Annotated in this window: 23 protein-coding genes; 12 read left to right on the forward strand and 11 right to left on the reverse strand. The window is 66.4% G+C overall.

Features of this window, described 5'->3' with window-relative positions:
- Positions 1 to 17 precede the first annotated feature (17 nt).
- A complete protein-coding gene (gene ppa, locus RPR59_RS01470; RefSeq protein WP_313915933.1) occupies positions 18 to 554 on the reverse strand; it encodes an inorganic diphosphatase in 537 nt (178 codons plus the stop codon).
- Between the two features lie 17 nt (positions 555 to 571).
- On the reverse strand, positions 572 to 2,479 hold the full coding sequence (locus RPR59_RS01475; protein ID WP_313915935.1) for a M61 family metallopeptidase: 1,908 nt from the start codon (positions 2,477 to 2,479) through the stop codon (positions 572 to 574).
- A gap of 151 nt (positions 2,480 to 2,630) precedes the next feature.
- On the opposite strand from RPR59_RS01475, the gene RPR59_RS01480 reads away from it, so the two are divergent.
- Complete coding sequence (locus tag RPR59_RS01480) at positions 2,631 to 3,953, forward strand: methyltransferase family protein (RefSeq protein WP_313915937.1); 1,323 nt, start codon at positions 2,631 to 2,633, stop codon at positions 3,951 to 3,953.
- Between the two features lie 153 nt (positions 3,954 to 4,106).
- On the opposite strand, the gene RPR59_RS01485 is transcribed toward RPR59_RS01480, so the two are convergent.
- The 3 genes from RPR59_RS01485 to RPR59_RS01495 all read right to left on the reverse strand — a co-directional run bounded on the left by RPR59_RS01485 (position 4,107) and on the right by RPR59_RS01495 (position 6,911).
- Positions 4,107 to 5,480 carry a glutamate--cysteine ligase gene (locus RPR59_RS01485; protein WP_313915939.1) on the reverse strand — a complete coding sequence of 458 codons (1,374 nt, stop codon included), beginning with the start codon at positions 5,478 to 5,480 and terminating at the stop codon, positions 4,107 to 4,109.
- Positions 5,481 to 5,524: 44 nt separating this feature from the next.
- Positions 5,525 to 6,268 carry a 16S rRNA (uracil(1498)-N(3))-methyltransferase gene (locus RPR59_RS01490; protein ID WP_313915940.1) on the reverse strand — a complete coding sequence of 248 codons (744 nt, stop codon included), beginning with the start codon at positions 6,266 to 6,268 and terminating at the stop codon, positions 5,525 to 5,527.
- A gap of 226 nt (positions 6,269 to 6,494) precedes the next feature.
- Positions 6,495 to 6,911 (reverse strand): secondary thiamine-phosphate synthase enzyme YjbQ, encoded by a 417-nt coding sequence (locus RPR59_RS01495; RefSeq protein WP_313915942.1) that lies wholly within the window; start codon positions 6,909 to 6,911, stop codon positions 6,495 to 6,497.
- A 65-nt stretch (positions 6,912 to 6,976) separates the two neighbouring features.
- Between RPR59_RS01495 and RPR59_RS01500 the strand changes: the two genes are divergently transcribed.
- The 9 genes from RPR59_RS01500 to RPR59_RS01540 all read left to right on the forward strand — a co-directional run bounded on the left by RPR59_RS01500 (position 6,977) and on the right by RPR59_RS01540 (position 20,106).
- A complete protein-coding gene (locus tag RPR59_RS01500) occupies positions 6,977 to 8,008 on the forward strand; it encodes an NAD(P)H-dependent flavin oxidoreductase (RefSeq protein ID WP_313918269.1) in 1,032 nt (343 codons plus the stop codon).
- 88 nt (positions 8,009 to 8,096) lie between these two features.
- Entirely contained in the window at positions 8,097 to 9,314 is a 1,218-nt protein-coding gene (locus tag RPR59_RS01505; protein WP_313915944.1) for a hypothetical protein, read from the forward strand.
- Between the two features lie 69 nt (positions 9,315 to 9,383).
- On the forward strand, positions 9,384 to 11,660 hold the full coding sequence (ptsP, locus tag RPR59_RS01510) for a phosphoenolpyruvate--protein phosphotransferase (RefSeq protein ID WP_313915945.1): 2,277 nt from the start codon (positions 9,384 to 9,386) through the stop codon (positions 11,658 to 11,660).
- A gap of 110 nt (positions 11,661 to 11,770) precedes the next feature.
- Complete coding sequence (locus tag RPR59_RS01515) at positions 11,771 to 12,571, forward strand: helix-turn-helix domain-containing protein (RefSeq protein ID WP_313915948.1); 801 nt, start codon at positions 11,771 to 11,773, stop codon at positions 12,569 to 12,571.
- A 57-nt stretch (positions 12,572 to 12,628) separates the two neighbouring features.
- Positions 12,629 to 13,552 (forward strand): tetratricopeptide repeat protein, encoded by a 924-nt coding sequence (locus RPR59_RS01520; protein WP_313915950.1) that lies wholly within the window; start codon positions 12,629 to 12,631, stop codon positions 13,550 to 13,552.
- Complete coding sequence (gene tilS / locus RPR59_RS01525; protein WP_313915952.1) at positions 13,530 to 14,558, forward strand: tRNA lysidine(34) synthetase TilS; 1,029 nt, start codon at positions 13,530 to 13,532, stop codon at positions 14,556 to 14,558. The genes RPR59_RS01520 and tilS overlap by 23 nt, the downstream gene beginning before the upstream one ends.
- Positions 14,559 to 14,626: 68 nt before the next feature.
- Positions 14,627 to 16,588: an ATP-dependent zinc metalloprotease FtsH gene (ftsH, locus tag RPR59_RS01530; RefSeq protein WP_313915954.1), complete on the forward strand. Its 1,962-nt coding sequence runs from the start codon at positions 14,627 to 14,629 to the stop codon at positions 16,586 to 16,588.
- A 263-nt stretch (positions 16,589 to 16,851) separates the two neighbouring features.
- Positions 16,852 to 19,557: an ATP-dependent DNA helicase gene (locus RPR59_RS01535; RefSeq protein WP_313915956.1), complete on the forward strand. Its 2,706-nt coding sequence runs from the start codon at positions 16,852 to 16,854 to the stop codon at positions 19,555 to 19,557.
- Positions 19,558 to 19,566: 9 nt separating this feature from the next.
- Entirely contained in the window at positions 19,567 to 20,106 is a 540-nt protein-coding gene (locus RPR59_RS01540; protein ID WP_313915958.1) for a SixA phosphatase family protein, read from the forward strand.
- A gap of 2 nt (positions 20,107 to 20,108) precedes the next feature.
- Here the strand turns inward: RPR59_RS01540 and RPR59_RS01545 are convergent, their stop codons facing one another.
- From RPR59_RS01545 to rpmF, 5 genes are all read right to left on the reverse strand, one after another.
- Complete coding sequence (locus RPR59_RS01545; RefSeq protein WP_313915960.1) at positions 20,109 to 20,456, reverse strand: MerR family transcriptional regulator; 348 nt, start codon at positions 20,454 to 20,456, stop codon at positions 20,109 to 20,111.
- Between the two features lie 2 nt (positions 20,457 to 20,458).
- Positions 20,459 to 20,758 carry an integration host factor subunit alpha gene (locus tag RPR59_RS01550; RefSeq protein WP_313918271.1) on the reverse strand — a complete coding sequence of 100 codons (300 nt, stop codon included), beginning with the start codon at positions 20,756 to 20,758 and terminating at the stop codon, positions 20,459 to 20,461.
- A gap of 90 nt (positions 20,759 to 20,848) precedes the next feature.
- The gene (locus RPR59_RS01555) at positions 20,849 to 21,808 is read right to left on the reverse strand and encodes a beta-ketoacyl-ACP synthase III (RefSeq protein WP_313915962.1); all 960 of its coding nucleotides are present in this window, start codon (positions 21,806 to 21,808) and stop codon (positions 20,849 to 20,851) included.
- Complete coding sequence (gene plsX / locus RPR59_RS01560; protein ID WP_313915964.1) at positions 21,805 to 22,836, reverse strand: phosphate acyltransferase PlsX; 1,032 nt, start codon at positions 22,834 to 22,836, stop codon at positions 21,805 to 21,807. The genes RPR59_RS01555 and plsX overlap by 4 nt, the downstream gene beginning before the upstream one ends.
- A 27-nt stretch (positions 22,837 to 22,863) precedes the next feature.
- Positions 22,864 to 23,043 (reverse strand): 50S ribosomal protein L32, encoded by a 180-nt coding sequence (gene rpmF, locus RPR59_RS01565; protein ID WP_313915966.1) that lies wholly within the window; start codon positions 23,041 to 23,043, stop codon positions 22,864 to 22,866.
- Between rpmF and RPR59_RS01570 the strand changes: the two genes are divergently transcribed.
- A complete protein-coding gene (locus tag RPR59_RS01570) occupies positions 23,000 to 23,692 on the forward strand; it encodes an MAPEG family protein (RefSeq protein WP_313915968.1) in 693 nt (230 codons plus the stop codon). The genes rpmF and RPR59_RS01570 overlap by 44 nt on opposite strands.
- A gap of 10 nt (positions 23,693 to 23,702) precedes the next feature.
- On the opposite strand, the gene RPR59_RS01575 is transcribed toward RPR59_RS01570, so the two are convergent.
- Entirely contained in the window at positions 23,703 to 24,362 is a 660-nt protein-coding gene (locus tag RPR59_RS01575; protein WP_313915970.1) for an MBL fold metallo-hydrolase, read from the reverse strand.
- A 76-nt stretch (positions 24,363 to 24,438) separates the two neighbouring features.
- Here RPR59_RS01575 and pabB point away from each other — a divergent pair, with 76 nt between their 5' ends.
- Positions 24,439 to 26,208: an aminodeoxychorismate synthase component I gene (gene pabB, locus RPR59_RS01580; protein WP_313915972.1), complete on the forward strand. Its 1,770-nt coding sequence runs from the start codon at positions 24,439 to 24,441 to the stop codon at positions 26,206 to 26,208.
- The last annotated feature ends 20 nt before the right edge of the window (positions 26,209 to 26,228 follow it).

Genomic DNA, 26,228 nt, shown 5'->3' on the forward strand with positions numbered 1-26,228 from the left:
TCCCTGCATCGACTCGTTCAGGCGGCTTTCTGGCCTGCCCGGTCGACCGCTTCCTGAAGGATGCGCTTGGCCTCTTCGGCATCGCCCCACTTGCCGATGCGCACCCACTTCTCGGCCTCGAGATCCTTATAGTGGGTGAAGAAGTGCTCGATCTGCTGAAAGATGATGGGCGGCAGGTCGTCCTTCTGGCCGACCTTGGCGTAATAGGGAAAGGTCGTGTCCTCGGGCACGCAGACGAGCTTTTCGTCGCCGCCATGCTCGTCTTCCAGGTTCAGGACGGCGATCGGCCGGGCGCGGACCACGCAGCCCGGCACGAAGGACGAACGCGCGATCACCAGCGCATCGATCGGATCGCCGTCCGGCGACAGCGTGTGCGGCACGAAACCATAATTGGCCGGATAGCGCATCGGCGTATGCAGGATCCGGTCGACGAACAGCGCGCCCGACTTCTTGTCGAACTCGTACTTCACCGGTTCGCCGCCCACCGGCACCTCGATGATCACATTCACGTTGTGCGGCGGGTTTTCCCCGACTGGCACCATATCGATACGCATAAAGTGTCAACCCGTCCTTATTTCGGGGCGAGCAGCCGGTCGAGGCCGGTTTCGCCCTGTCCGATCTTTTCGAGGTGCGGATACCGCAGACCATCGTGATAGTCGATGGCGACTTCGCGGTAGTGATCGGCGTCCTCAATGAGCAGGCGGATCGGCTCCTTGTCGTCCTTGGCCGCGCTGATGGCGTTGGTCAGCCGGTCATTCGAATATTCGACACCGTTCACCGCAACGATATGGCTGGCCGAATCGAGCCCCGCCTCGAATGCCGGGCTGCCCCAGTTCACCGAAGAGACATCGCCGTCGCTGCCGACGCTCACGCCGATCGAGTTCGACGCGTCGATATAATCCCGTCCGGCCATCAGCTTCTTCTGATAGTCGCTCGGCGTGTCGGTATAGACGAGCTGATAGCCGTTGCGGCGGAAACCCTCGAATGGATCGCTGATGCCGGGTTCGCGCAGTTTCCTGTTCAGATAGGTCGCCCAGTCGTAGGGCACGATCGAATTGAGCGTGTCGACCACGTCCTGGAACGAATAGGTCACCTCGCCCCAGTCGCCATCCTTGATGCCGAAGAACGCCCTGGCGAAGTCGTCGAGCGACTTCGCGCCGTTCGATTTCTCGCGCAGCAGCGAATCGACCCCCATCCACACGAGCAGACCGCCATTGTAATAATCCTCCGAACCCTGCAGGCTGTACCAGCCGCGCGGCGACCGCTGGTTGATGATCGGATCGTTGGTGGTATCGATCAGCGGACGCCAGCCGAGTTCGGCCTTGTCGTCATAGCTCGCCATGATGCGGGCATAGGCATCCAGCGTATGCTGTTTCGAAACGAGGCCGGAACGCGCCTGCAACACATAGCCCCAGAACTGGTCCTGGCCTTCATAGACCCACAGGCCGTCATCGCGCATCGGCATCCGGTAATCGGGCGTCCACAACGCTTCGGGCCGGCGGAACTTGCCGTCCCAGCTATGCGTGAACTCGTGCGGCAGCAGGTTGCGCGCGCCGACATTATTCTCCCAGTCGGTGAAATAGCCGGTGTCGACGCCGTTTTCCGAGCTGCGATGATGTTCCAGGCCGATTCCGCCGAGATAGTCGGAGATGGTCAGCAGGAATTCGTACTGGTCGTAATGCTGCGCGCCGAACAGCTTGACCGCCTGCTCGACCAGATTCTTGTGCTTCTGGATCTGCTCCGGCGCCGCTTCCAGCTCCTCGGGGCTGTCGGCGACGACGTTCAGGTCGACCTTCGGCGACAATTCCCACTGTTTGTAATATTCGCCGGCGATCACGGGCGAATCGACCAGCACCTGATAATTGGTCTTCTGGTAGGTGTAGGTCGAACCGCGGTCGTTGGCGGGCAGGCCCGAAACCGCCGTCCACCCTTCGGGATATTTCACCGTCGCCTGTACCGGGATGCCGCGCACATAATAGCCGGCCGGGTAGAGCGTCATCTTGTCGAATTGCAGCGATAGCATCTCCGGCGTCATCATGATGCGCCCCTGGTTCGATGCGGTCGGCGACAGGAACTTGAAGCGCACCTTGAGTTCGCGCGCACCCTCCGGCACGTCGAGGTGGTAGGCGGCGACGTCGACATCGTCGCGCGTCCACGGCACTTCCTTGCCGTTCGCGGTGATGTGCAGATCGGCGATTTTCTCGACCGGCCCGGTCGGCGAATGGTGGCCCGGAATCCACAGCGGATAGAGCAGTGTGAACGGCCCCGACTGCGTCACGGGAATGGTCTGTTCGACGCTGAAGATACCCTGGCGCGTGTTGGTCGCGTCGATGTCGATATCGATCGTGCCGGGATAGGGGATATCGCGCGCGGCGGGAATCGTGTCGGTGAAGGGAACCGGGTTGGGTTTCGAGATCTGCTGCGCGTTGGCGGCTGTGGAGGCAAGAAGCAGGGTAGCGAACGCGAAGCGATGGATCATGAACCACGGTCCTTTGAAGCGATGGAAGGGTGCGAAATCGGGCTGAAGGTAATTTGCTACCCAGTTGAAGGCAGCGCGTCCAGTGTCGGGCGCCGGACCCGGCGAAAAGCGCTTCACGGCTTGCTTACCATTGGTCGATAGAGCGGGCGCCATGTTCCACGATCTCGCGCTCGCCCGTCGAACGGCCGCCGATCCCCGTCCGCGTTCGGCCACGAGTACCGGCACCGGTCTCGTCGGCATCGCCGGCCTGCTCGTCTGGACGACGATCGCGACATATTACGGCATGGACGGACCCTATGCCGCGCTGGTGAATGTCGCTGCCTGCGGATTGCCGATGGTCGTGTGGTCGATCCTTGTCGACAAGGTGCATCGCCGGCCCTCCACCGGCATCGACTGGCATGCCCCGCGGAAGTGGCGCGAGACGATCGACATCAGCATGGTGAAGATCGCAGGCCTGTGGCTGACCTGGGCCGGGATCGCCGGCATCTACGCCGTGTCGCGCTTCTACTGGAGCTTCGAATGGGGCGCTTTCCCCTTCGCGATGTGGTGTTTCGAGCGCGCGGCGCCGGTGCTCGTCATCCTGTCCGTTCCCTATATCGTCTGGCTCGACCGCTATCTGGTGGCGCCGCGCGACGGCTGCTGGGCGCTCGGCGCGTGGATCCTGGGGCTGAAGCAGCCGATCGTGCACGACGCGATCTACAACCATCTGCGCTGTTGGGCGGTGAAGGCCTTCTTCCTCGCCTTCATGCTCGCGATCGTGCCGCCGGGTTTCGGCAATTTCGTGCGCGGTGATGTCGCCGGCATGTGGCGCGACCCGGTTGCGCTGTCCAACTGGCTGATCACGTTCATGTTTTCCATCGACGTCGCCTTCGCGACGGTCGGCTACATGCTGACGATGAAGCCGCTCGACGCGCATATCCGCACCGCCAATCCCTATGCCGCCGCCTGGATGGCAGCGCTCATCTGCTATCCGCCCTTCACCCTGATGGGCGAGGGCGAGCCGCTCGACTATCATCCCGGCACGTCGGACTGGACGCACTGGTTCGCGGGCCATCCCGTCTTGCTTGCGGCAGTCGGTGCGACCCTGGTTGCGCTGACGGCGATCTATGCCTGGGCCACGGTCGCGTTCGGCCTGCGCTTTTCCAACCTCACCCACCGCGGCATCATCACCAACGGACCCTATGCGCTGTCGCGCCACCCGGCCTATCTGTCCAAGAACCTGTTCTGGCTGCTGTCGACCATTCCCGTGCTGACGCTGGGAAGCTGGACCGACGCGGTGCGCGCCACCGTGCTGATGGGCGTCGTCGCCGGGGTCTATTACTGGCGCGCCCGCACCGAGGAGCGGCATCTGCTCGCCGACCCGGACTATCGCGCTTATTGGGACTGGATGGAGCGCAACGGCCCCGTCCCGCGCCTGTTCGCCTGGATGAAGGGCGAACCGCGCATGCCGGCCTCGCCCACTACCGGCGCCTAGGAACAAGGCTCTGGAGCGGATCGCGGTCAGCTAAGGCTACCCGTCCCCGATCGTGCTGAGCCTGTCGAAGCACCGTCCTGTTTTCTTCCCGACAGAGAAAGACAGTCCTTCGACAGGCTCAGGACCAACGGGTCTGCGCGATCACAAGCCGTTCTAGAAGCGCGTTTCCGCATAGATGCGGCAGACATCGCCCTGCCATTCGCCGGCATAGTGATCTAGCAGCACCTGCGCCGGCACCTTGCCGCTGCGCACGATTTCGCGCAGCGGATCGAGAAAACCGCTTTCATTGTCGCCCGACGCGTTCAGCCGGCCCCGCGCGGTCAACCCGGCATTGGCGATGTCGAGCAGTTCCGGCGCCAGGTCGCGCAAGATACGCCCACCCGGCACCGGCGCGTCCAGCCCGTGCTTCGGCACCGCGTCGCGCAGCGCCTGTCGTTCCTCCAGCGTCCAATGCTTGACGAGGTCCCACGCCGCATCGAGCGCCGTGCCGTCATAGAGCAGGCCGACCCACAGGGCCGGAAGCGCGCAGATCCGGCCCCACGGCCCGCCATCGGCCCCGCGCATCTCCAGGAAGGTCTTGAGCCGCACCTCGGGGAAAGCGGTCGAAAGATGATCCGCCCAGTCTTCCATCGTCGGCTTCTCGCCGGGCAGGACCGACAGCTCGCCATTCAGGAAGTCGCGGAAGCTGAGGCCGGCGGCGTCGATATATTTGCCGTCGCGATAGACGAAGTACATCGGCACATCGAGCGCATAGTCGGCATAGCGTTCATAGCCGAAACCGTCCTCGAACACGAAGGGCAGCATGCCGGTGCGCATGGGATCGGTGTCCGACCAGATATGGCTGCGATAGGAAAGGAAGCCGTTGGGCTTGCGCTCGGTGAAGGGCGAATTGGCGAACAGCGCGGTTGCCAGCGGTTGGAGGGCGAGGCCGACGCGGAATTTCTTGCGCATGTCGGCTTCGGATTCGTAATCGAGATTGACCTGGATGGTGCAGGTCCTGAGCATCATGTCGAGGCCGAGGCCGCCCACCTTCGGCATGTGGCCGGCCATGATGCCGTAGCGGCCCTTGGGCATCATCGGCAGGTCCGCACGCGCCTTGTCCGGCCACATGCCCAGCCCCAGAAAGCCGAGGCCCAGCTTTTCGCCCACCGCCTTCACCTGCTTCAGGTGGCGATCCGCCTCCGCACAGGTTTCGTGGATGTTTTCCAGCGGCGCGCCCGACAGCTCTAGCTGGCCCGCCGGTTCCAGGCTGATCGTGCCGTCCGGGCCGGACAGCGCGATCACCTTGCCGCCCTCCTCGACCGGCTGCCAGCCGAATTCGGTCAGCCCGAGCAGCAGGTCGCGAACCCCGCCGGGCTCTTCCCAGGACGGGGCGCGGAGATCGCCGAGCCTGTAGACGAATTTCTCGTGCTCGGTGCCGATCCGCCAGCGTTCGGCCGGCTTTTCGCCCTCCGCGAAATAGGAAACGAGCTGAGCACGATCCTCGATCGCGACAGCGTTGCTGTTCGAAACGGTTTTCGTGCTCATGGCGCGCCATGTAGCGGCGAGCCGGCCCCGGCGCCAGTACCCCCTTACCAATCGCCGGCCGTCGCCATCCAGACCGCCATGGCCGCCGCCGCCGCCGTATCGGCGCGCAGGATGCGGGGGCCAAGGCCGATACCCACCGCCTGCTCCAGCGCGCGGATCGCCTCTCGCTCGGCATCGTCGAAGCCGCCTTCCGGACCGATCAGCAGTGCCGCCGGGCCGGGATGGGCGGCCATGGCCCGGGCCGCCGGTACGCCGCCGCCCTCGTCGGCGAAGAACAGCGTTCGCTCGGTCGGCCAGTCGGCAAGCAGCGCGGCGAGCTTCACCGGCTGGCAAAGGTGCGGCAGCGCCGTCCGGCCGCATTGCTCCGCCGCCTCCACCATATGCGCCCGCAGCCGGTCGACCTTCACCTTGTCGACCACCGTGCGCCGGGTAAGCACCGGCACGATGCGGGCCGCACCCAGTTCGCAGGCCTTTTCCACCATCCAGTCGATCCGGCCCTTCTTGATCGGCGACAGGCACAGCCAGAAATCCGGCACCGTCTCGCGATCGCGCAAATGCTCCGTCACTTCCAGCGTCAGGTCGCGCTTGCGCACCTCGCGCGCGGTGGCGAGCCATTCGCCCGTCACGTCGTCGCACAGCTTGACCGGGTCGCCCTCGGCCGTGCGCATGACGGAAATCAGATAATGCGCCTGCGCGGCATCGATCTTGAGCACATGGCCGCGCGCCAGCGGATCGGCAACGAACAGGCGCGGCGTCGATTGCGGGGGCCAGGCGGGCGTTGCGACCATGCACGCTGCTTAGAGGGTTGGAAGCGGGGCGTCATCTCCCCTCCCCTTCAGGATGCCTCTGCGAAATCCATTCTCGTCTCCCCGGCGGAGGCCGGGTCCACCGAGCCGCTTAGCTTAAGCGTTTGATATTTCAGCCAAGTGAATGCTGAAACACGTTCAGCATGACGAAAGAGGCTTCCGTTTCGCGCCTTTCGGAAAGGCATCCATTCAGGGGAGGCAGAGCCCTTCACGCGCCGATCAGGTGCAGCGCCACCCGCCGGTGATGCGGCGCGCGGCGATGTTCGAACAGATAGATGCCCTGCCATGTGCCGAGCACGGTGCGACCATCCGCCACCGGGATCGAAAGGCTCGTCGCCGTCAGCGCCGAACGCAGATGCGCCGGCATGTCGTCGGGGCCTTCGTCGTCATGCTCGTAATGCTCGCTTTCCGGCGCGATGCGGGCGAAATAGGCCTCCAGGTCGCGGCGGGCGGCCGGGGCGGCGTTTTCCTGGATCAGCAGCGAGGCGGAGGTGTGGCGCACGAACAGGGTCAGCAGGCCCTGGACCATGCCGGTATCGCGCACCCACCGATCGACCCTGTCGGTGAATTCGACCAGGCCCTGCCCCGTCGTGGCGACGACGATTTCGGTTCCTGTCTGTCGCATGTGCTTTCCCCGTTCGTTTTGAGATACCTTGCCCGATGGCACCGACCGACGCTACGGCGCTGGCCATGACCAACACCACCACCGTCGGCGAGGAACGCCTCGCCCGCCGCATGGCCCGCGGCCGTGAATTCCTGGGCACCGACGTCGCCATTCTGGGCGGCGCCATGTCCTGGGTATCGGAACGCAATCTGGTGGCCGCGATATCCAATGCCGGCGGATTCGGCGTGATCGCCTGTGGCGCCATGACGCCGGACCTGCTCGATGCGGAGATTGCCGGTACGAAGGAGCGCACGTCGAAGCCGTTCGGCGTCAACCTGATTACGATGCACCCGCAGCTTTTCGATCTGATCGAGGTATGCAAGCGCCACGGTGTCGGCCATGTCGTCCTTGCCGGCGGCCTGCCGCCCAAGGGGTCGATCGAGGCGATCAAGAGCACCGGCGCGAAGCTGATCTGTTTTGCTCCCGCGCTGATCATGGCGAAAAGGCTGATGCGATCGGGCGTCGACGCGCTGGTGGTCGAGGGCAACGAGGCAGGCGGCCATATCGGCCCGGTATCGACCTCGGTGCTGGCGCAGGAAATCCTGCCGGAGGTGGCGGGCGACATTCCCGTCTTCGTCGCCGGCGGCATCGGGCGAGGAGAAGCGATCGCCGGCTATCTCGAAATGGGCGCGGCAGGCGTGCAGCTCGGCACGCGCTTCGTCTGCGCGGCCGAGAGCATCGCCCACGCCAATTTCAAGAAGGCGTTCATCCGCGCCTCTGCCCGCGATGCGGTGGCGAGCGTCCAGATCGATTCGCGCTTGCCCGTCATTCCCGTCCGTGCGCTCAAGAACGCGGGCGCCGAGCTGTTCACGAAAAAGCAGCGCGAGGTGGCGCAGGCGCTCGACGAGGGCACCGTCGAGATGGCCGAGGCGCAGCTCCAGATCGAACATTACTGGGCCGGTGCGCTCAGGCGCGCGGTAATCGACGGCGATGTCGAGCACGGATCGGTCATGGCAGGACAATCCGTCGGCATGGTCAAGACCGAAGAACCGGTCGCGGACATCATCGCCGCGCTGATGGCCGAAGCGGCCTCCGCATTGGAAAAAAGGCAGGGCTGACCGCGAGCGGGACCTTTTCCGGCCGGGACCACGTTATGCGTTTCGCCCCCGATCCTCGGGGCGTCGCATCGTCCTGAGGTAACTGTCTTTGTCGCAAAGCCTGATCGTCGCCTGCGCCATCGTCGTCGCTCTCGCCGTCGGCCTGTTGCTCACGTTCACCAAATTCGCCCGGTCCGAATCCTGGATCGCCACCGTCACGCCGCTTGCCTCCATCATCGGCAGCGGCTTCCTGATCTGCGGACCGCTGCTCGCGCGCGAATTCGGCCTTTTCGCGGCGCCGGCAATGGCCATATTGCTGCTGCTCGCCTACGCCGCCGGCTGGGTGATCCGGTACAATATCGTCCATGTCGAACCGCATCTGACGGAAGCTCACACGCACGATCCGGTGCAATGGACCGCACGGATCGCCAAGGGCATGCTCGCCGTCGCCTATGCCATTTCGGTCGCATATTACCTGAAGCTGCTGGCGGTATTCGGGCTGCGGCCGCTGGGCCAGGACGACAATGTATTCCTGACGAACCTCATCGTGACCGCCATCATCGTGGCGCTCGGCCTGCTGGCCTTCACCGGCGGATTGCGCCGGGTCGAGCGGGTGGCCCATGCCAGCGTCTCGGTAAAGCTGGGGCTGATCGCGGGGATGCTGGCCGCGCTCGCGCTCGACTGGGTCGCCGGCGGCGGGGTCGCCCGGCCGCTGCCGCCCGTCTTGTTGTCGCCGGCCAGTATCCTGATGCTGCTCGGCCTGTTGATCACCGTCCAGGGCTTCGAGACCTCGCGCTATATGGGCGATAGCTACGATGCGGAGACCCGTGTCCGCACGATGCGCAACGCCCAGCTCATCGCGTCGGCCATCTATCTGCTGTTCATCCTCCTGCTGACGCCGCGCCTGGGCCAGGCTGCCGAGACCGAGGGCGTGGCCGGCGTGCTCGACGTGATGGAAGCGATCGCGCCCTTTCTCGGCATATTCGTGCTCGCGGGTGCGTTGTCGAGCCAGCTCAGCGCCGCCGTCGCCGATTCGATCGGCTCGACCGGCATCGCCGTCGAGCTGTCCGACCGGCGCCTGTCCACCGCGACCGGCTTCCTCCTCGCCGGCGGCCTCGCCATCGCCGTCACCTGGATGACCGACGCGATCGAGATTATCGTTCTCGCCTCGCGCGCTTTCGCCGTTTTCTACGGTATGCAGGCGATCCTCGCCATCATCGTGGCCTGGAAGGATGGCAAGGGAACAGCGCCGCGCTATGCCGGTTTCGCCGGTGTGGCGTTGATGTGCCTCGTCGCGGCGGTTGCCGGCGCCCCGGCCGAGGGATAATGCGCGCCAGGGACGAGCGGCGGTGCAACCGCATGGCGCTTTGCCGCGCGATCTGGTAGCCGATTTTGCATGGCCGTTTCCGCCGCAGCCTCCGCCCGCGAAATCCTGACGCGTCTGCACGACGTGATGGCCTCGCGCGACCGGGCGCAATCGAAGCTCAACGGCGTCGTCAACATCATCGGCGAAGCGCTCGACAGCGAGGTCTGCTCGATCTACCTGCTGCGCGAGGGGGTGCTGGAACTCTTCGCCACGCGCGGCCTCGACGAATCGGCGGTCCATGTGACCAAGCTCGCCATGGGCGAAGGCCTGGTCGGCACCATCGCCGCCAATGTCGAGACCCTGAACCTGGCGGAGGCGGCGACCCATCCCGATTTCGCCTATCGCCCCGAAACGGGCGAGGAGCGCTATCACAGCTTTGCCGGCGTGCCGATCATCCGGCGCGAACGTGCGGTCGGCGTCCTGGCCGTTCAGCATGCCGATCCCAGGCGCTACGAAGATGTCGAGATCGAGGCGTTGCAGACCGTGGCGATGGTGCTTTCCGAACTGATCGCCAATGCCGGGCTGATCGATTCGGCCGGCGGGTCGTCGACCCGGCCGCAATCGACCTCCACCGAACGGGTGACCGGTTTCAAGCTGGTCGACGGCATGGCCGCCGGCGTCGCCGTCTTCCACCAGCCGCGCATCCATATCGAACATACCGTCGCCGAGGATATCGAGGCCGAGCGTCACCGCGTCTATGCCGCGTTCGACAAGATGCGCGACGGCATCGAACGCATGGCGAGCCAGGCCGAATTCGGCGTCGGCGGGGAACATGAGGAGGTCCTCGAGACCTATAAGATGTTCGCCTATGACGAAGGCTGGGCGCGGCGCATCAACGAAGCGATCGACAGCGGCCTGACCGCGGAAGCGGCGATCGAGCGCGTCCAGCAACGCACCCGCATGCGCATGCGCGAGATCGACGATCCGCTGCTCAGGGACCGGATGCACGATCTGGAGGATCTCTCCAACCGCCTGATCCGGATCGTGTCGGGCCAGCTCGGCACCGCGGCGCAACTGGGCCTGCGGCAGGATTCGATCCTGATCGCGCGCAATCTGGGGCCGGCGGAGCTGCTGGAATATGACCGTCGGCGGCTGAAGGGCGTGGTGCTGGAAGATGGCTCGCTCACCGCCCATGTCACCATCGTCGCGCGCGCCATGGGCGTGCCGATGCTGGGGCGGGTGCGTGACATACGCCGGCTGATCGCCGAGGGCGACCTGCTGCTGCTCGATGCCAGCGAGGAATCGCTGGTCATCCGCCCCAGCGGCGGGATGGAAGAGAGCTTCGATGCAAAGCTCCTGGTCACCCAGCAGCGCCGCGCCAAGTTCGCCAAGCTGAAGAACGAACTGCCGGTCACGACCGATGGCCACCGGGTCGCGCTGATGGTCAATGCGGGTCTTCGCGACGATGTGGGCGCGCTGGAGGTGACGGGTGCGGACGGCATCGGCCTGTTCCGCACCGAGTTTCAGTTTCTCGTGTCCGCCACCCTGCCGCAGCGCGAACGGCAGATGCGGCTCTACCGCGACGTGCTCGACGCCGCGGGCGATCGGCCGGTCACATTCCGCACCGTCGATGTCGGTGGCGACAAGACGCTGCCCTATCTCAACCATGACGAGGACGAGGCGGAGGAAAACCCCGCCATGGGCTGGCGTGCGCTGCGGCTGGCGCTGGAACGCGATGCACTGTTGAAAGCGCAGGCGCGCGCGCTGCTGGAGGCGGCGGCGGGCCGCACGCTCAACGTGATGTTCCCGATGGTGTCCGAACCGTGGGAATTCGACGAGGCGCGCGCCATCTTCGAACGGCAGCGTGAATGGCTGGGCGCGCGCGGGCACAAGCTGCCGGCGGAGATACGCTACGGCGCCATGCTGGAGGTGCCGGCGCTCGCCGAAAGCCTCGATGTGTTGCTGCCCAGGATGGAATTCCTGTCGATCGGCACCAACGACCTGACCCAGTTCCTGTTCGCCGCCGATCGGGCCCATCCCAAGCTCGCCATGCGCTATGACTGGCTGAGCCCCTCGATCCTGCGGTTCGTGCGCCGCATCGCCGACCAGGCGCGCGCCGCCGATGTGCAGGTGGGGGTCTGCGGCGAAATGGGCGGCCGGCCGCTGGAAGCGATGGCGCTGATCGGCATCGGCATCGACCGGCTGTCGATCACGCCGGCGGCGGTCGGGCCGATCAAGGCCATGATACGGTCGCTGAACCGCGAAAAACTGATGGCCCATACCGAAGCGCTGTTGCAGCATCCGCCTCGCACGTTGCGGCAGGATCTGAAAGCCTGGGCCGAAGAAAACGGCGTCGAATTGGCCTGATGGTATCGGAAAAAGCGCCGGCGCGGCGTTGACAGCGCCCTGCTGCTGTTGGACTTAACGCGGCCGGGGATGTCACGAGTTCGCGGGCGCAGCCCCTTTCGGAGATTTTGATGGGCGAAAGCGAAGCGGTAGACGACAATGGCGGACATACGAAGCCGGTCGGGGAGCGGCTGCGGATCGAGCGCGAACGCCAGCAGCTCGATGTAGCCGACATCGCCTCGCGCACCCGGATTCCGCAACGCCACCTCGAATCCATCGAGACTTCGGATTATTCCAGCCTGCCCTCGCCGACCTATGCGATGGGCTTTGCAAAGGCTTATGCCCGCGTCGTCGGGCTGGACGAGGCGGGCATCGGCCGCGACCTCAGGGCCGAGCTAGACACCGGCTATGAACGTCAGCCTTATCATGTTCCCTATGACACCAGCGAACCCGCCCGCGTCCCGACCGGCGGCATCGCCATGGCAGGCCTCGCCGTCGCGATCCTCATCCTGATCGGTGTCGGTATCTGGTATGGAACCGACTGGTTCCGCAGCGAGGAAGTTGTGCCGCAGACCGTGCCGGTCGCGAGCGCACCCGCGACCCCCGCTCCCGCACCGGCACCGGCCGGAGCGGCAACCACGCCGTCGGCCGACGGCCAGGTCGTGCTGACCGCGACGGGGGAGGTCTGGGTCCGAATCTACAATGCCGCCAACGACACGCTCTTGATGAAGACGATGCAGCCCGGCGAAACCTATGACGTGCCGAAGGATGCCGATGATCCGATGATCAATGTCGGCCGGCCCGGCCAGATCAAGGTCACGATCGACGGCGCCGAGGTTGCGCCGCTCGGTCCGGCGGAGCGTGCGATCAAGGATGTGCCGATCAGCGCCGCGGCCTTGCGCAGCCGCGGATCGACCGCTGCTTCAGGCTGACGAAAGGAAGCCGGTGCCAATCAACGAAGCCCCAACAACCGCCCGGGAACTCTAAGCATGCGGATCCTCCTCGTCCCTGCGCTGACGCTCGCCGCGCTGGCCCTGCCCGGCGCGGCGCGTGCACAGAGCAATCTCGATGCCCGTGTCGATCGGCTCGAACATGAAATGCGCGCCGTCCAGCGCAAGGTCTTCCCCGAAGGCGCCGGCCGCTATTTCGAGCCCCAGATCACGCCGACCGCGCCGCAGCAGCAGGCAGCACCGGGCGCGCCGGTATCCGGACCCATCGTCAATCTCGAATCCCGCGTCCAGGCGCTGGAATCGCAGGTGGCGGACCTGACCGGCAATGTCGAACAGACCAGTTACCGCATTCGGCAGCTTCAGGACGCCTTCGACGCCTATCGAAAGAAGACCGACGCCCGGCTCGACGCGCTGGAATCGGCCGCCGCGGGACGCGCAGGCCCGGCGTCGGAAACGGATGCGCACGGCAACGGCACGCTCTCCCCGCCGTCCGGAGCGGAGCCGGTCGAAAAGCCGGAAATCAGTGCCGAGCGTGCCGAAAAGGTGGCCTCGATCGAACATCCCGATACCGGCGACGAGGCCGAGGACGCGTATATATATGGTTATCGCCTGTGGGAGGCCGGCCTCTATCCGGAAGCCGAGGCACAGTTGAAATCGGTAGTGGAGAAATATCCCGACAGCCGCCGTGCCAGCTTCGCGCAGAACCTGCTGGGCCGTGCCTATCTGGACGACGGCAAACCGTCGCTCGCCTCGATCGCCTTTTACGACAATTACAAGAAGATGCCGAACGGCGAGCGTGCGCCCGACAGTCTCTTCTACCTCGCCAAGGCGCTGATAAAACTGAAAAAACCCGAGGATGCGTGCCAGGTCTATGCCGAGCTGAGCGACGTCTATGGCGAGCAGATCTCGGCATCCATGCAGGCCGGTATCGCCGAGGGACGTGAAACCGCCGGATGCAACTAGCGCGCCCGACGCCGCGGCGCTGACCCGCTTCCGCCGCGATTTCGAACGCGCGCTCGGCCGGCCGGTCGACCGGCAAGAGCACGTCGCGATCGCGGTATCGGGCGGGCCGGATTCCATGGCGCTGCTGGCGCTGGCGGCATCCTCTTTTCCCGGCCGCACCCATGCCGCCACGGTCGATCACCGCCTGCGGCCCGATGCGGCGGCGGAAGCGCGCATGGTCGGCGACTGGTGCACCGGACGGGGCATATCGCACGCCGTCCTCGTACCGTCGGGCGATCTGTCGGCGCAGCCGAGCGCGTTGCAGGAACGCGCGCGTCACGCACGCTACGCGCTGCTCGAAAGCTGGGCCGAAGCCATCGGTGCCGGCATTCTCGCCACCGCGCATCAGGCCGACGATCAGGCCGAGACGTTCCTGATGCGCGCGCTGCGCGGTGCAGGCGTCGCCGGCCTGCGCGGAATCCCGGCGCGGCGCGATGCCTTCACGCTCGCCGAGCCCGCGCGCTTGCAGATCGTGCGTCCCCTTCTGAACTGGCGTCGGCACGAGCTTTTGAACGTCGTGCGAGACGGCGGCATCCCTTATGTCGACGACCCCAGCAATGCCGACCAGCGCTTCGAACGCGTCCGAATCCGATCGGCACTGACGGAACAAGCCTGGCTGGATCCCGCCGCGCTCGCTTCTGCCGCGGCACATGCAGCAGAGGCCGACGCCGCGCTCGACTGGACGGTAGAGCGGCTGTGGCGCGAGCGGGCGAGCGGCGATCCGGAACCGGTGCTGGACGTGGGCGGCCTGCCCATGGAACTGCGCAGAAGGCTCGCCCGGTACGCGATCCTTCACGTGCGGTCGCGGGCGGGTATCACCTCGCCCGCTTTCGGAACGGACGCCAATATCGAGCCGCTTCTCGCCGCGTTGACGGCGGACGGCGCCGCCACCCGGGCCGGTATCCTGGTCCGCGCGAAAGGCGATCGCTGGACCTTCCGCCCTGCCCCGCCGCGGCGATCACACTGATCGGCGTTGTTCCATTGCCATTAACCTGACTCTGCCTATCTTGGAGGTCAGGAAAGGTTACACCACGCATGAGCGACGACAACAACAAGCCCGACCCGAACGGGGGCGGCGGCAATCCCTGGATGAAGAGCCTGCTGATCTGGGTCGGCATTCTGGTGGCACTGGCGCTGTTCGTGACGCTGTTCGACAGCCGGACATCACCGGCCGCGAACGACAGCATCGCCTATTCGACCTTTCTCGACCGGGTCGAACAGTCCGAGGTGAAGGAAGTGAGCGTCTCCGACGGCGTCATCACCGGCACCATGGCGGACGGCGACACGTTCCGCACCAACGCACCCAATGATCCGCAGCTCATTCCCACGCTGCGCCAGTCCGGCGTCACGATCAACGTGAAGCCGCCGGAACAGGGTTCGCTGTGGCAATATCTATTGGTCCAGTCGCTGCCCTTCCTGCTGTTCCTCGGCATCGCCTTTTTCGTCGTTCGGCAAATGCAGAAGAATTCCGGATCCGGCGCAATGGGCTTCGGCAAGAGCCGCGCGCGCATGCTGACGCAGAAAGAGGGCAAGGTCACGTTCGAGGATGTCGCCGGCATCGACGAGGCGCGCGAGGAGTTGCAGGAGATCGTCGAATTCCTGAAGGACCCCACCAAGTTCGCCAAGCTGGGCGGCAAGATCCCCAAGGGCGCGCTGCTGGTCGGCTCGCCCGGCACCGGCAAGACGCTGCTCGCCCGCGCCATCGCGGGGGAAGCGGGCGTGCCCTTCTTCACCATTTCCGGTTCCGACTTCGTCGAGATGTTCGTCGGCGTCGGCGCGAGCCGCGTGCGCGACATGTTCGAACAGGCCAAGAAATCGGCGCCGTGCATCGTCTTCATCGACGAGATCGACGCCGTCGGCCGGCATCGCGGCGCGGGGCTCGGCAACGGCAATGACGAACGCGAGCAGACGCTCAACCAGCTCCTCGTCGAAATGGACGGGTTCGAGGCGAATGAGGGCATCATCATCGTCGCCGCGACCAACCGGCCCGACGTGCTCGACCCCGCCCTGCTGCGTCCCGGCCGGTTCGACCGCCAGGTCACCGTGCCGCGCCCCGATATCGACGGCCGCGTCAAGATCCTGCAGGTGCACATGAAGAAGGTGCCGCTGGCGCCCGATGTGGACGCCCGCGTGATCGCCCGCGGCACGCCGGGCTTTTCAGGCGCGGACCTCGCCAACCTGGTGAACGAGGCGGCATTGATCGCCGCGCGCCGGTCCAAGCGCCTGGTCGCGATGAGCGAGTTCGAGGACGCCAAGGACAAGGTCATGATGGGTTCCGAACGGAAATCCATGGTGATGACCGACGATGAAAAGCGCATGACCGCCTATCACGAGGCCGGCCACGCTATCGTCGCGCTGCACGAGCCGGCGTCGGACCCGATCCACAAGGCGACGATCATTCCGCGCGGGCGTGCGCTGGGCATGGTCATGCGCCTGCCGGAGCGGGACAGCTACAGCTATCACCGCGACAAGATGTACGCGAACCTCGCCGTGTCCATGGGCGGCCGCATCGCCGAGGAGATCATCTTCGGCTATGACAAGGTGTCGTCGGGCGCCTCGAGCGACATCCAGTATGCGACGAAGCTTGCCCGCGACATGGTCACGCGCTGGGGCATGTCCGACAAGATGGGGCCGCTGATGTATTCGGAGGGCGAGGAGGAGGTTTTCCTCGGCTATTCGCGCAACCAGAACAGCACCATGTCCGACGAGACCGCGAAAGCGATCGACGAGGAAATCCGCCGCATCGTCGACGAAGGCTATAACCGCGCGAAGACGTTGCTGACGAAGCATATCGATCAGTTGCACACGCTGGCAGGCGCGATGCTCGAATATGAGACCCTGACGGGTGACGAGATCAAGCGGCTGATCGCCGGCGAAGAGATCGGACGCGAGGCGATCGGCCCCGAAACGGCGAAGCTTCCCGTCGGCGGAACGTCGATTCCGAAAACCAAGCGGCCGAAGGGACCTTTCGGCAGACCCAGTCCCCAGGGGGCCTGAGAGGCGTCCCACGGACGGCAGGTCCGGGGAAAGCGCTTCTTGGGGTGGATCCGGCTGCGCCGTAGCCGCGCACATCCGGTCTGCCTGAATGGATCGCTGGCACTGTCGCGAAAGACGGGCGCTTCAGCGCTGGCCGGAGCCCGGGCCTCACATAGGGACCGTGGTCGAGGCCAGCCGCCGGCGTACGAGGGACGGCGGAAAAGAACATCCGGTGCATCCCGGTATCTGTTGCCAATCTGTTCCGTGTGCGCGACAAGGACGCCGTGGCCGACTTTCCCTATCCCGCGCTGCACGCCAGCCATGCCGGTGCGTGGATCGCCGCACCGGATGGCGAAACGCGATCGGTCGGGCGCGGTGAGGCGATCCGGATAGCGGCGGATACGCCGGTGCTGATACTGAATGCACCGCTCGTCGGACAGCGGCTCGGCTATGGCGACCTGTCGGGGCTCGACATTCTCGAACTCTTCGCCTTTCTCCATCCCGCGCGTTTCATGGTGCCGACGCCGAGAGGCCTGGCGAAAACGCTCGGTCTGGCGCCGCCCGCCGACGACGCCGCGGTTGCGGCATTCTTGCGCGAAGCCGCGGCCAGGCTGCTCGCCGTGCCGGAGGGCGACTGGCCGGAGCGGGAGGGGGCATGGACGGCCGGACAGTCGCTGATGCGGCTGCGCTGGCCCTGGGCGCCCGCGTTGCTGCCGCTGATCGAAAAGCCCCAGCGTGCCGAGCGCTGGCTGTTTTCGAAGCTGCCCGAATGGGAGGAGAGCGCGGCACGCCCCGCCCCGCGCACCATAACCCTCGGCGATGCCGAAATCGAGGAACGGCTCGACCGGCTCACCGGGCACGGCGCCGAGCGGCGCGAAGGGCAGCGCAGCTATGCCGCCGCCACCGCACACGCCTTTGCGCCGCGCGACATGCGCGATTCGCCCAATCTCGTGCTCGCCGAGGCGGGAACGGGTATCGGCAAGACGCTCGGCTATCTGACGCCGGCTTCGCTGTGGTCGGAACAGGCGGGCGGCGCGGTGTGGGTGTCGACCTTCACCAAAGCGTTGCAGCGGCAATTGGGGCACGAAACCGAGCGGCTGTTTCCCGATCCTGAGGAACGCCGCACACGCGTCGTCACGCGCAAGGGACGCGAAAACTATCTCTGCCTGCTCAACCTCGAGGATGCGTTGCAGGGCGGCTTCGCCGGGCGCGCGGCAATCCTGGCGCAGCTCGTCGCGCGTTGGGCGGCCTATACGTCCGACGGCGACATGATCGGCGGCGACCTTCCCGGCTGGCTGCCGGCGCTGTTCCGCCGCAACGGCTCGACCGCGCTTACCGACCGACGCGGCGAGTGCATCTATGCCGGCTGCCCGCATTACCGGAAATGCTTCATCGAACGCGCCGCACGCGGTTCGGCGCAGGCCGATATCGTCATCGCCAATCATGCGCTGGTAATGGTCAACGCCGCGCGCGGCCGCGAGATGGGCACGCGGCCGACGCGCTACGTCTTCGACGAGGGGCACCACCTGTTCGACGCCGCCGACTCGATGTTCGCCGCCGCGCTGACCGGGCAGGAAGCAATCGAACTCCGCCGCTGGATCACCGGCCCCGAACGCGGCAGCCGCGGACGGCGTCGCGGGCTGGCGGCGCGGCTGTCCGACGTCGCCAGCTATGATGAGGAGGGCGGGCGCGCCATCACCCAGGCGGTCGAGGCCGCGATGGCGCTGCCGTCGGACCAGTGGCTGCAGCGCGTGAACGAAGGCGAGCCGTTCGGCCCCGTCGAGACGCTGCTCGCCGCCGTGCGCGGCCTCGTCTACGCGCGCGACACCAAGGGCGCCGAGGCTGGGTACGGGCTGGAGACCGAGCTTGCCGAACCCACACCCGAACTGGTCGAGGCGGCGGGACCGGCCGGCGAAGCGCTGGACGCGCTCGTCCGGCCGCTGGTGGCGCTCGGGCGGCGGCTGGAGGCGGTGCTGGCGGAAACGCCCGACTGGATGGACGGGCCGGCGCGGGCACGGATCGAGGGAGCGATCGCCTCGCTGGGCTGGCGCACCGACACGGCGGGCGCGTGGCTCGCGCTGATTGCGCGCATCGGCGGGCCGGCCGATGCCGACTTCGTCGACTGGCTGGCGGTCGACCGGTTCGAAGGGCGCGAATTCGACATCGGGCTGCACCGCCACTGGCTCGATCCCAGTCGTCCCTTCGCGAAAACCGTCCTCGAACCCGCGCACGGCGCACTCATCACCTCTGCGACGCTGCGCGCGGGCGGCGACTGGGACGTGGCCGAGGCGCGCAGCGGCGCCAACCACCTGCTGCGCGGGCCGAGCCATTTCGAAGCGGCGAGCCCGTTCGATTACGCCCAGCAGGCGGAGGTCGTGGTCGTCACCGACGTCAAGCGCGGCGACCTGGGGAGCCTCGCCAACGCCTATGCCCGACTAATCGCGGCGGCGGAGGGTGGGACATTGGGTCTGTTCACCGCGATCCGGCGTCTGCGCGGCGTCCATGCCCGCATCGCCGACCGGCTGGCGCGCGACGGGCTGGCGCTCCATGCCCAGCATGTTGATCCGATCGACACCGGCACGCTGGTCGACATTTTCCGCGACGATCCGCGAAGCTCGCTGCTCGGCACCGATGCGCTGCGCGACGGCGTCGATGTGCCCGGCCATTCGCTGCGCATGGTGGTGATGGAAGGCGTGCCCTGGCCAAAGCCGACCGTCCTCCACGCCGCGCGGCGCATGGCGGCGGGCGGGCGCGACTATGACGACCGCGTCGTGCGCGCCAAGCTTGCCCAGGCATTCGGTCGGCTGATCCGCCGCGCCGACGATCGGGGGCTTTTCGTGCTGCTGTCGGCGGCGATGCCGTCACGGCTATTGTCGGCCTTTCCCGAGGGAACGCCGGTTACCCGCATGACCCTCGATGAAGCGATTGTACGCGCGCAGCGTCTTTCATCTGTGCCGGCCATGGTGCATGAGCGGGCCGAGCAAGTCTGATGGAGCGCCATGAAGACGCTGATCCTGCTGCGCCACGCCAAGTCGGGCTGGGACGATCCGGTGGAGCGCGATTTCGACCGGCCGCTCAACGCCAAGGGCAAGCGTGCGGCGGCGATTATGGGGCGCCATGCGCGCGGGCTGGGCATGATTTTCGACCATGTGGTTGCTTCGCCCGCGCTGCGCGTGGGGCAGACCCTCGACCATTTCGAGCGCGGATACGGCACCTTGGCGGCGCCGGACCGGGACCGGCGCATCTATCTCGCCTCGTCGGCGACGTTGCTGGAGCTGGTGCGCGAACTTTCCGACGCATATGACCATGTCCTGCTGGTCGGGCATAATCCGGGTCTGGAAGATCTGATCCTGGCGCTGATTCCCGACGACGCGGACGAACCGCTGCGAATCGCGGTCGAACAGAAATTCCCCACGGCCAGCATGGTGGAACTCGCTTTCGACGTGGACCACTGGGCCGACCTGATTGCGGGCGGTGGCCATCTGGAACGGTTCGTCCGACCGCGCGACGTGGATGCCAGTCTCGGCCCGGATCGATAATCTCAGCGATCGTCGGCGGCGAGCGCTGCGGCCAGTCGATCCCGGATCCGGCGCAACTCGCTGCCGCGGTCCCGTCGCTTTGCCGGTTGCGGGGCGGCATTGCCGGCAAGCACGCGCTGGACACCGCGAATCGTATATCCCTGGACATTGATCAGGTCGTTGATGCGGCGCACGAGCGCAACGTCCTCGGGCCGGTAATAACGGCGCTGCCCCGCACGCTGCACCGGGCGCAACTGGGGAAAACGGCTTTCCCAATATCGCAGCCGATGCTGCGGCAGGCCGAGTTCGCGCGACAGTTCGCCGATGGTGCGAAACGCAGTCTCCGCCTTGCCGGACCGCGAATCGGACATGCCTAGCCCGCTTCGACGATGCGGTCGCGCATCATCTGGCTGGCGCGAAAGGTGAGCACCCGGCGCGGGGCGATCGGCACTTCGACGCCCGTCTTCGGATTGCGGCCGATCCGTTCCCCCTTGTCGCGCAGCACGAAACTGCCGAAACCGGAAATCTTGACGTTCTCGCCATTCGCGAGCGCCTCGCACATGTGAGCGAGAATTTTTTCGACGAAATGCGAGGAATCGGCGCGGGAAAGCCCGATCTCCTGGTGCAGCGCGTCGGCCAGATCGGCCCGGGTCAGCGTGCCTGCGGGTGCCATCATTCTCTCCCTGCGCGTGGGTTACGCAAACAAGCGTAACAGATTGCCGAATCGGCGCAATCCCTGAGATATGGACCTGACTCCTGCGCCTCAGAAGCGGACCACCGACGCCCCCCAGGTGAAGCCGCCGCCCATCGCTTCCAGCACCAGCAGGTCGCCGCGCTGAACGCGACCGTCGCGCACCGCCGCATCCAGCGCCAGCGGAACCGATGCGGCAGAGGTGTTGGCGTGCTGGTCGACGGTGACGATCACCTTGTCGTTGGCGAGTTCGAGCTTGCGTGCCGTGGCGTCCAGGATCCGGGCATTGGCCTGGTGCGGGATCACCCAATCGACATCGTCGGATTGCAGACCCGCTGCCTGGAGCGCCTCGCCCATCACCGCGGCCAGGTTGACCACGGCGTGGCGGAACACTTCACGCCCCTTCATGCGCAGCTTGCCGACGGTGCCGGTCGTCGAAGGGCCGCCATCGACATAGAGCAGCGCATTGTGCCGCCCGTCGGCGTGCAGGCGCGTGGCCAGCACCCCCGCCTCGCCGTCGCGCGCCTCCAGGACAACCGCGCCGGCGCCGTCGCCGAACAACACGCAGGTGGCACGGTCTTCCCAGTCGAGAATGCGGCTGAACGTTTCCGAACCGATCACCAGCGCGCGATCCGCCGCCCCGCTCGTCACCATGGCGTCGGCGACCTGCAGGGCGTAGAGAAATCCCGAGCACACCGCCGCGACGTCGAAGGCGACGCAATCGTCGATGCCAAGCGCCGTCTGGACGCGCGTCGCGGTCGCCGGAAAGGTCTGGTCCGGCGTGGCGGTGGCCAGCACGATCAGATCGATATCGGCGGCGGCGATCCCGGCGGCGGCGAGCGCCGCCTTGGCCGCATCGGTGGCCAACGTGCCCGTCGTCTCGTCCGGTCCGGCGATGTGGCGAAAGCGGATGCCGGTCCGCTCGACGATCCATTCGTCCGACGTTTCGACCGTTTCCGCCAGTTCCGCGTTCGACACGCGCCGCGCGGGCAGTGCCGACCCGGTGCCCGCAATTACCGACCGGCGCTTCACGCGGCCTCCGCTTCGAAATTGCCAAGATCCTCGGTGATCCGGCGCGTCAGGTCGTTGCGCACCATCTTGGCCGCGACGGCGCAGGCATTGGCCACGCCGATTTCGTTCGCGCCGCCATGGCTTTTCACCACCAGGCCGTTCAGGCCCAGAAAAACGGCGCCGTTGTGATTGTTCGGATCGAGATGGTCGCGCAACAGCTCGGTGGCGGGGCGCGAGATCAGAAATCCGATCTTGGAACGCGTCGAACTGCGGAACGCCTGCTTCAGAAGGTCGGCGACGAACCGCGCCGTCCCTTCGGCCGTCTTCAGCGCGATGTTTCCGGAAAAACCGTCGCAGACGATCACGTCCACCTCGCCGCGCGACAGGCGGTCGCCCTCGATAAACCCGTTAAAGTCGAGCGGAAGATGCGGGGCAGCGCGAAGCTGCGCCGCCGCATCGCGAATCTTGTCGGTGCCTTTCTGGTCCTCGGTGCCGATGTTGAGCAGCGCCACGCGCGGCGCATCGAGGTCGAGCGCGGTGCGCGCATATGCCGCGCCCATCACCGCGAACTGGACGAGATTGCGCGTATCGCACTCGGTATTGGCGCCGAGATCGAGCATGACGAGATCGTTGGCGCCCAGCGTCGGCAACAGCGCCGCCAGCGCCGGCCGCTCAATGCCGGGCATCGTCCTGAGCGACAGCTTCGCCATCGCCATCAGCGCCCCGGTATTGCCGGAAGACACCGCGGCGCCGGCGCGACCCTGCTTCACCAGGTCGATGGCGATTCCCATCGACGTGGTCCGGGCGCGGCGGATCGCCTGGCTGGGCCTTTCGGTCGCCTCGACCGTTTCGGGGGCGTGCACCACCTCGGACGCGGCGGTCAGGTTGGGGTGGCTCTTCAGGCCGGCGCGAATCGCGTCCTCGTCGCCGACCAGGAGGAACTCCATGCCCTCGAACCGGCGCCGCGCGCGCGCGACTCCGGCCAGCATGACGGCAAGCCCCTCGTCACCGCCCATCGCGTCGATGGCGATCCGGGAGCTCGAAGTCATGCGCTATTCACCCCGTTCGGTTGCGGCTCAGCCCTCGACCGAGACCACTTCGCGGCCATTATAGTGGCCGCAAGCGGTGCACAGATTATGCGGGCGCTTCAATTCGCCGCAATTCGAGCATTCCTGGAATGCCGCGACAGTCAGCGAATCGTGCGCACGGCGCATGTTGCGCTTGGAAGGACTGGTTTTTCTCTTCGGAACGGCCATTTCGGCACCTTTACAACAAAATATCCATCGTCGGGATCGCGATACGCCCCGTATTCGCGGCAGGCAAGCGGCACAGGTCCGGCCGGACACCAGACCAGCAACCAGGCAGTCGCGGGAGCGAGCGTGGCGCTATACCGATTTTCCGCGCCGTTGCAAGCGGTGCGGGCACGTGGCACGGATCGCGCGACGAGGCAACAGGAAGGACGATCCGGCCATGCTCATCATCACGCTGGTGACCGCGGGTGCGTGCGCGCTCATCGCCCTTTGGCTCGGCTTCCGGGTCGCCCGGCTGCGCCGCGCCCGGGGAATCAACATCGGTGACGGCGGCGATCCGGCGCTGACGGCGCGGATGCGGGCGCAGGCCAATTTCGTCGAATACGCTCCTTTCGTTCTCATCCTGCTGGGGTTGATCGAGCATGCCGACGGCGGTTCGATATGGCTGTGGCTGGCTGCGGCGGCCTTCGTGCTCGGGCGCGTGGTCCACGCCTTCGGCATGGACGGATGGCTGCCCGGCCGGCAGATCGGCATCGCGACCACGCTGCTCGTGCTGCTGGCGCTGGGGCTCTACGCCATCGCGCTGCCCTTTTACGGCGGAAAGACCGGCACGGCGTTGGACGACGGGATCGAGATCGTTCCACCCGCCGCATGAACGGATTTGGTCAGCGCGAGAGCGCGGCGTCCGAGACAAAAGGATTGGACCGGCGTTCGCGGGCGAAGTCGCTCATCGGCCCGTGCCCCGGAAGAAAGGCGGTTTCCCCGCCCAGGGGCCAAAGCTTGGTTACGACCGATTCGATCAGCGCCGCATGGTCGCTCATCGGAAAGTCGGTGCGGCCGACCGATCCCGCGAACAAAACGTCGCCGACCAGGGCCAGCTTCGATTCGGGCTGGTGAAAGATGATGTGCCCCGGCGTGTGCCCCGGGGTATGATAAACGTGAAGGGTGACGTTGCCGACCGTCACTTCGTCACCTTCCTCCAGCCAGCGGTCCGGTTCGAAGGCAGCGCCGGCAATGCCGAACTGGCGGCCGTCCTCGTCCAGGCGGGATATCCAGAAGCGATCGGCCTCCTGCGGGCCCTCGATGGGAACCCCCAGCTCGCGGGCAAAGGTGCCCGCTTCGCCGCAATGGTCGATATGGCCGTGGGTCAGGATGATCTTTTCGATCGTCACGCCGTGCCGATCCCGCGCGGCGCGGAGTTTCGGCAGGTCGCCGCCGGGATCGACGAAGGCGCCGCGCATGGTCTGCGTGCACCAGATCAGGCTGCAATTCTGCTGCAGCGGGGTGACGGGTACGATCGCGACGCGCAGGGGTGGATTGGCCATGCCGGAGACATAAGCGCCGTGGCCGGCAGCGACAACTGGGCTTGCGGCGCGCCGATGCCGGTTGCATGGCCCGGCCATGCGGCTCGATCCTGCCACTCCCTTCGTCCTCCTGGACGATGCGCGTGACGACGGCGTTCCCGCCAGACTCTACCGTCGGCCGAGCGGGATCGTGCGTGCGGACGGGCCCGACGGCGTGGCGCCGCTGTTCGAGAAGCTCGCCGGGGCCGGGCGGCACGGCCTCCATGCCGCGGGCTTCTGCAGCTATGGTCTGGGCACCGTGCTGGAACCAAGGGCCGGCATTCCGGAATCCGGTCCTCTCGCCTGGTTCGGCCTGTTCGAATCCTACCGGACTGTCGCGCCCGGCGATATCGCGGCACTGCTTCCCGATCCTGCCGGCGCATGGGTCGGAGAGGCGGAACCGGAAATCACGCAATCCGAATATGAAGCGCGCGTCGCCCGGATCGCCGAATGGATCGCGGCGGGCGACATCTATCAGGCCAATTTCACCTTCCGCGCCACCGTCCGCGCCGCGGGCGACCCGCTGGCGCTCTATGCCGCGATACGCAAGCGCGCCCGCGCGGGCTTCGGCGCGATCGTCGCGACCGGCGAGGACCTGATCCTGTCCTTTTCCCCCGAACTGTTCTTCGCGCTGGCCGATGGCCGGCTGACCGCGCGACCGATGAAGGGTACGGCCGCCCGCGGACCAACGCCGGCACTCGATGCCGCCAGCCGCGACGCCCTGCACCGCGATCCGAAGCAGCGCGCGGAAAACCTGATGATCCTCGACCTGATGCGCAACGATCTCGGCCGTATCGCGCGGCCCGGCAGCGTGCAGGTGCCGGAGCGGTTCGTGGTCGAGACCTATCCGACCGTGCACCAGATGGTCTCCGCGGTGACGGCGGACCTGGGTCCCGGGCTGGGCGCGGTCGATGCCTTGCGGGCGCTGTTTCCCTGCGGCTCGATCACCGGCGCACCGAAAATCAGGGCCATGCAGATCATCGGCGCGACGGAAACCAGCCCGCGCGGCGTCTATACGGGCGCGATCGGCCGCATCGACGCCAATGGAGATGCGATGTTCAACGTCGCCATTCGTACCCTCGCGCGCACCGGCGATGGGCGCTATGTCCTGGGCCTCGGTTCGGGCCTGGTCGCGGACTCCGTTCCGGCCGGGGAATGGCGCGAATGTTTGGCCAAGGGGGCGTTTCTGACCACGGGACAGCCACGATTCGACCTGATCGAGACGATGCCCTTCGATCCGGAAGAGGGCATACTGCGCCTGAAGCGCCACCTGGCGCGGCTGAAGGAAAGCGCCGCCGCCTTCGGCTTTCGCTTCGACCGGCACGATGCCCGCAATGAATTGCAGGCCGCGACCTTCCGGCTGCGTGAGCGCGTCCGCATCCGATTGCTGTTGGCAGCGCACGGCGCCACCGCGATCGAGGTCACGCCGATGCCGCCGCCCCTCCCCCGGCCGGTGCGCGTGGCGCCCATGCCCCTGCCCGTCGACCCGGCGGACTTCCGCCTGCGCCACAAGACGACAAATCGCGCCTTCTACGACGAAGCGCGACGGCGAAGCGGTGCCGACGAAGTCGTCTTCGTCACGCCCGACGGCGCGGTTACCGAGGGCAGTTTCTCCTCCGTTTTCGTCGAGCGCGACGGAACACTCGTCACGCCGCCGCTATCGGCGGGCCTGCTGCCGGGAATCCTGCGCGGGGAACTCATCGATACCGGCCGTGCGGTCGAAGGTCGGGTCACGCCGGAGGATCTGACGCAAGATTTTTACGTCGGAAATGCGCTTCGTGGCTTGAACATTGCGCGATTGGTTGCGCCTGCGGCAATCCCCGGCTAAGAGCGCGCCGCCTTCTTTCT

This window comes from Stakelama saccharophila (assembly GCF_032229225.1).
Taxonomy (GTDB): Bacteria; Pseudomonadota; Alphaproteobacteria; order Sphingomonadales; family Sphingomonadaceae; genus Sphingomonas; species Sphingomonas saccharophila.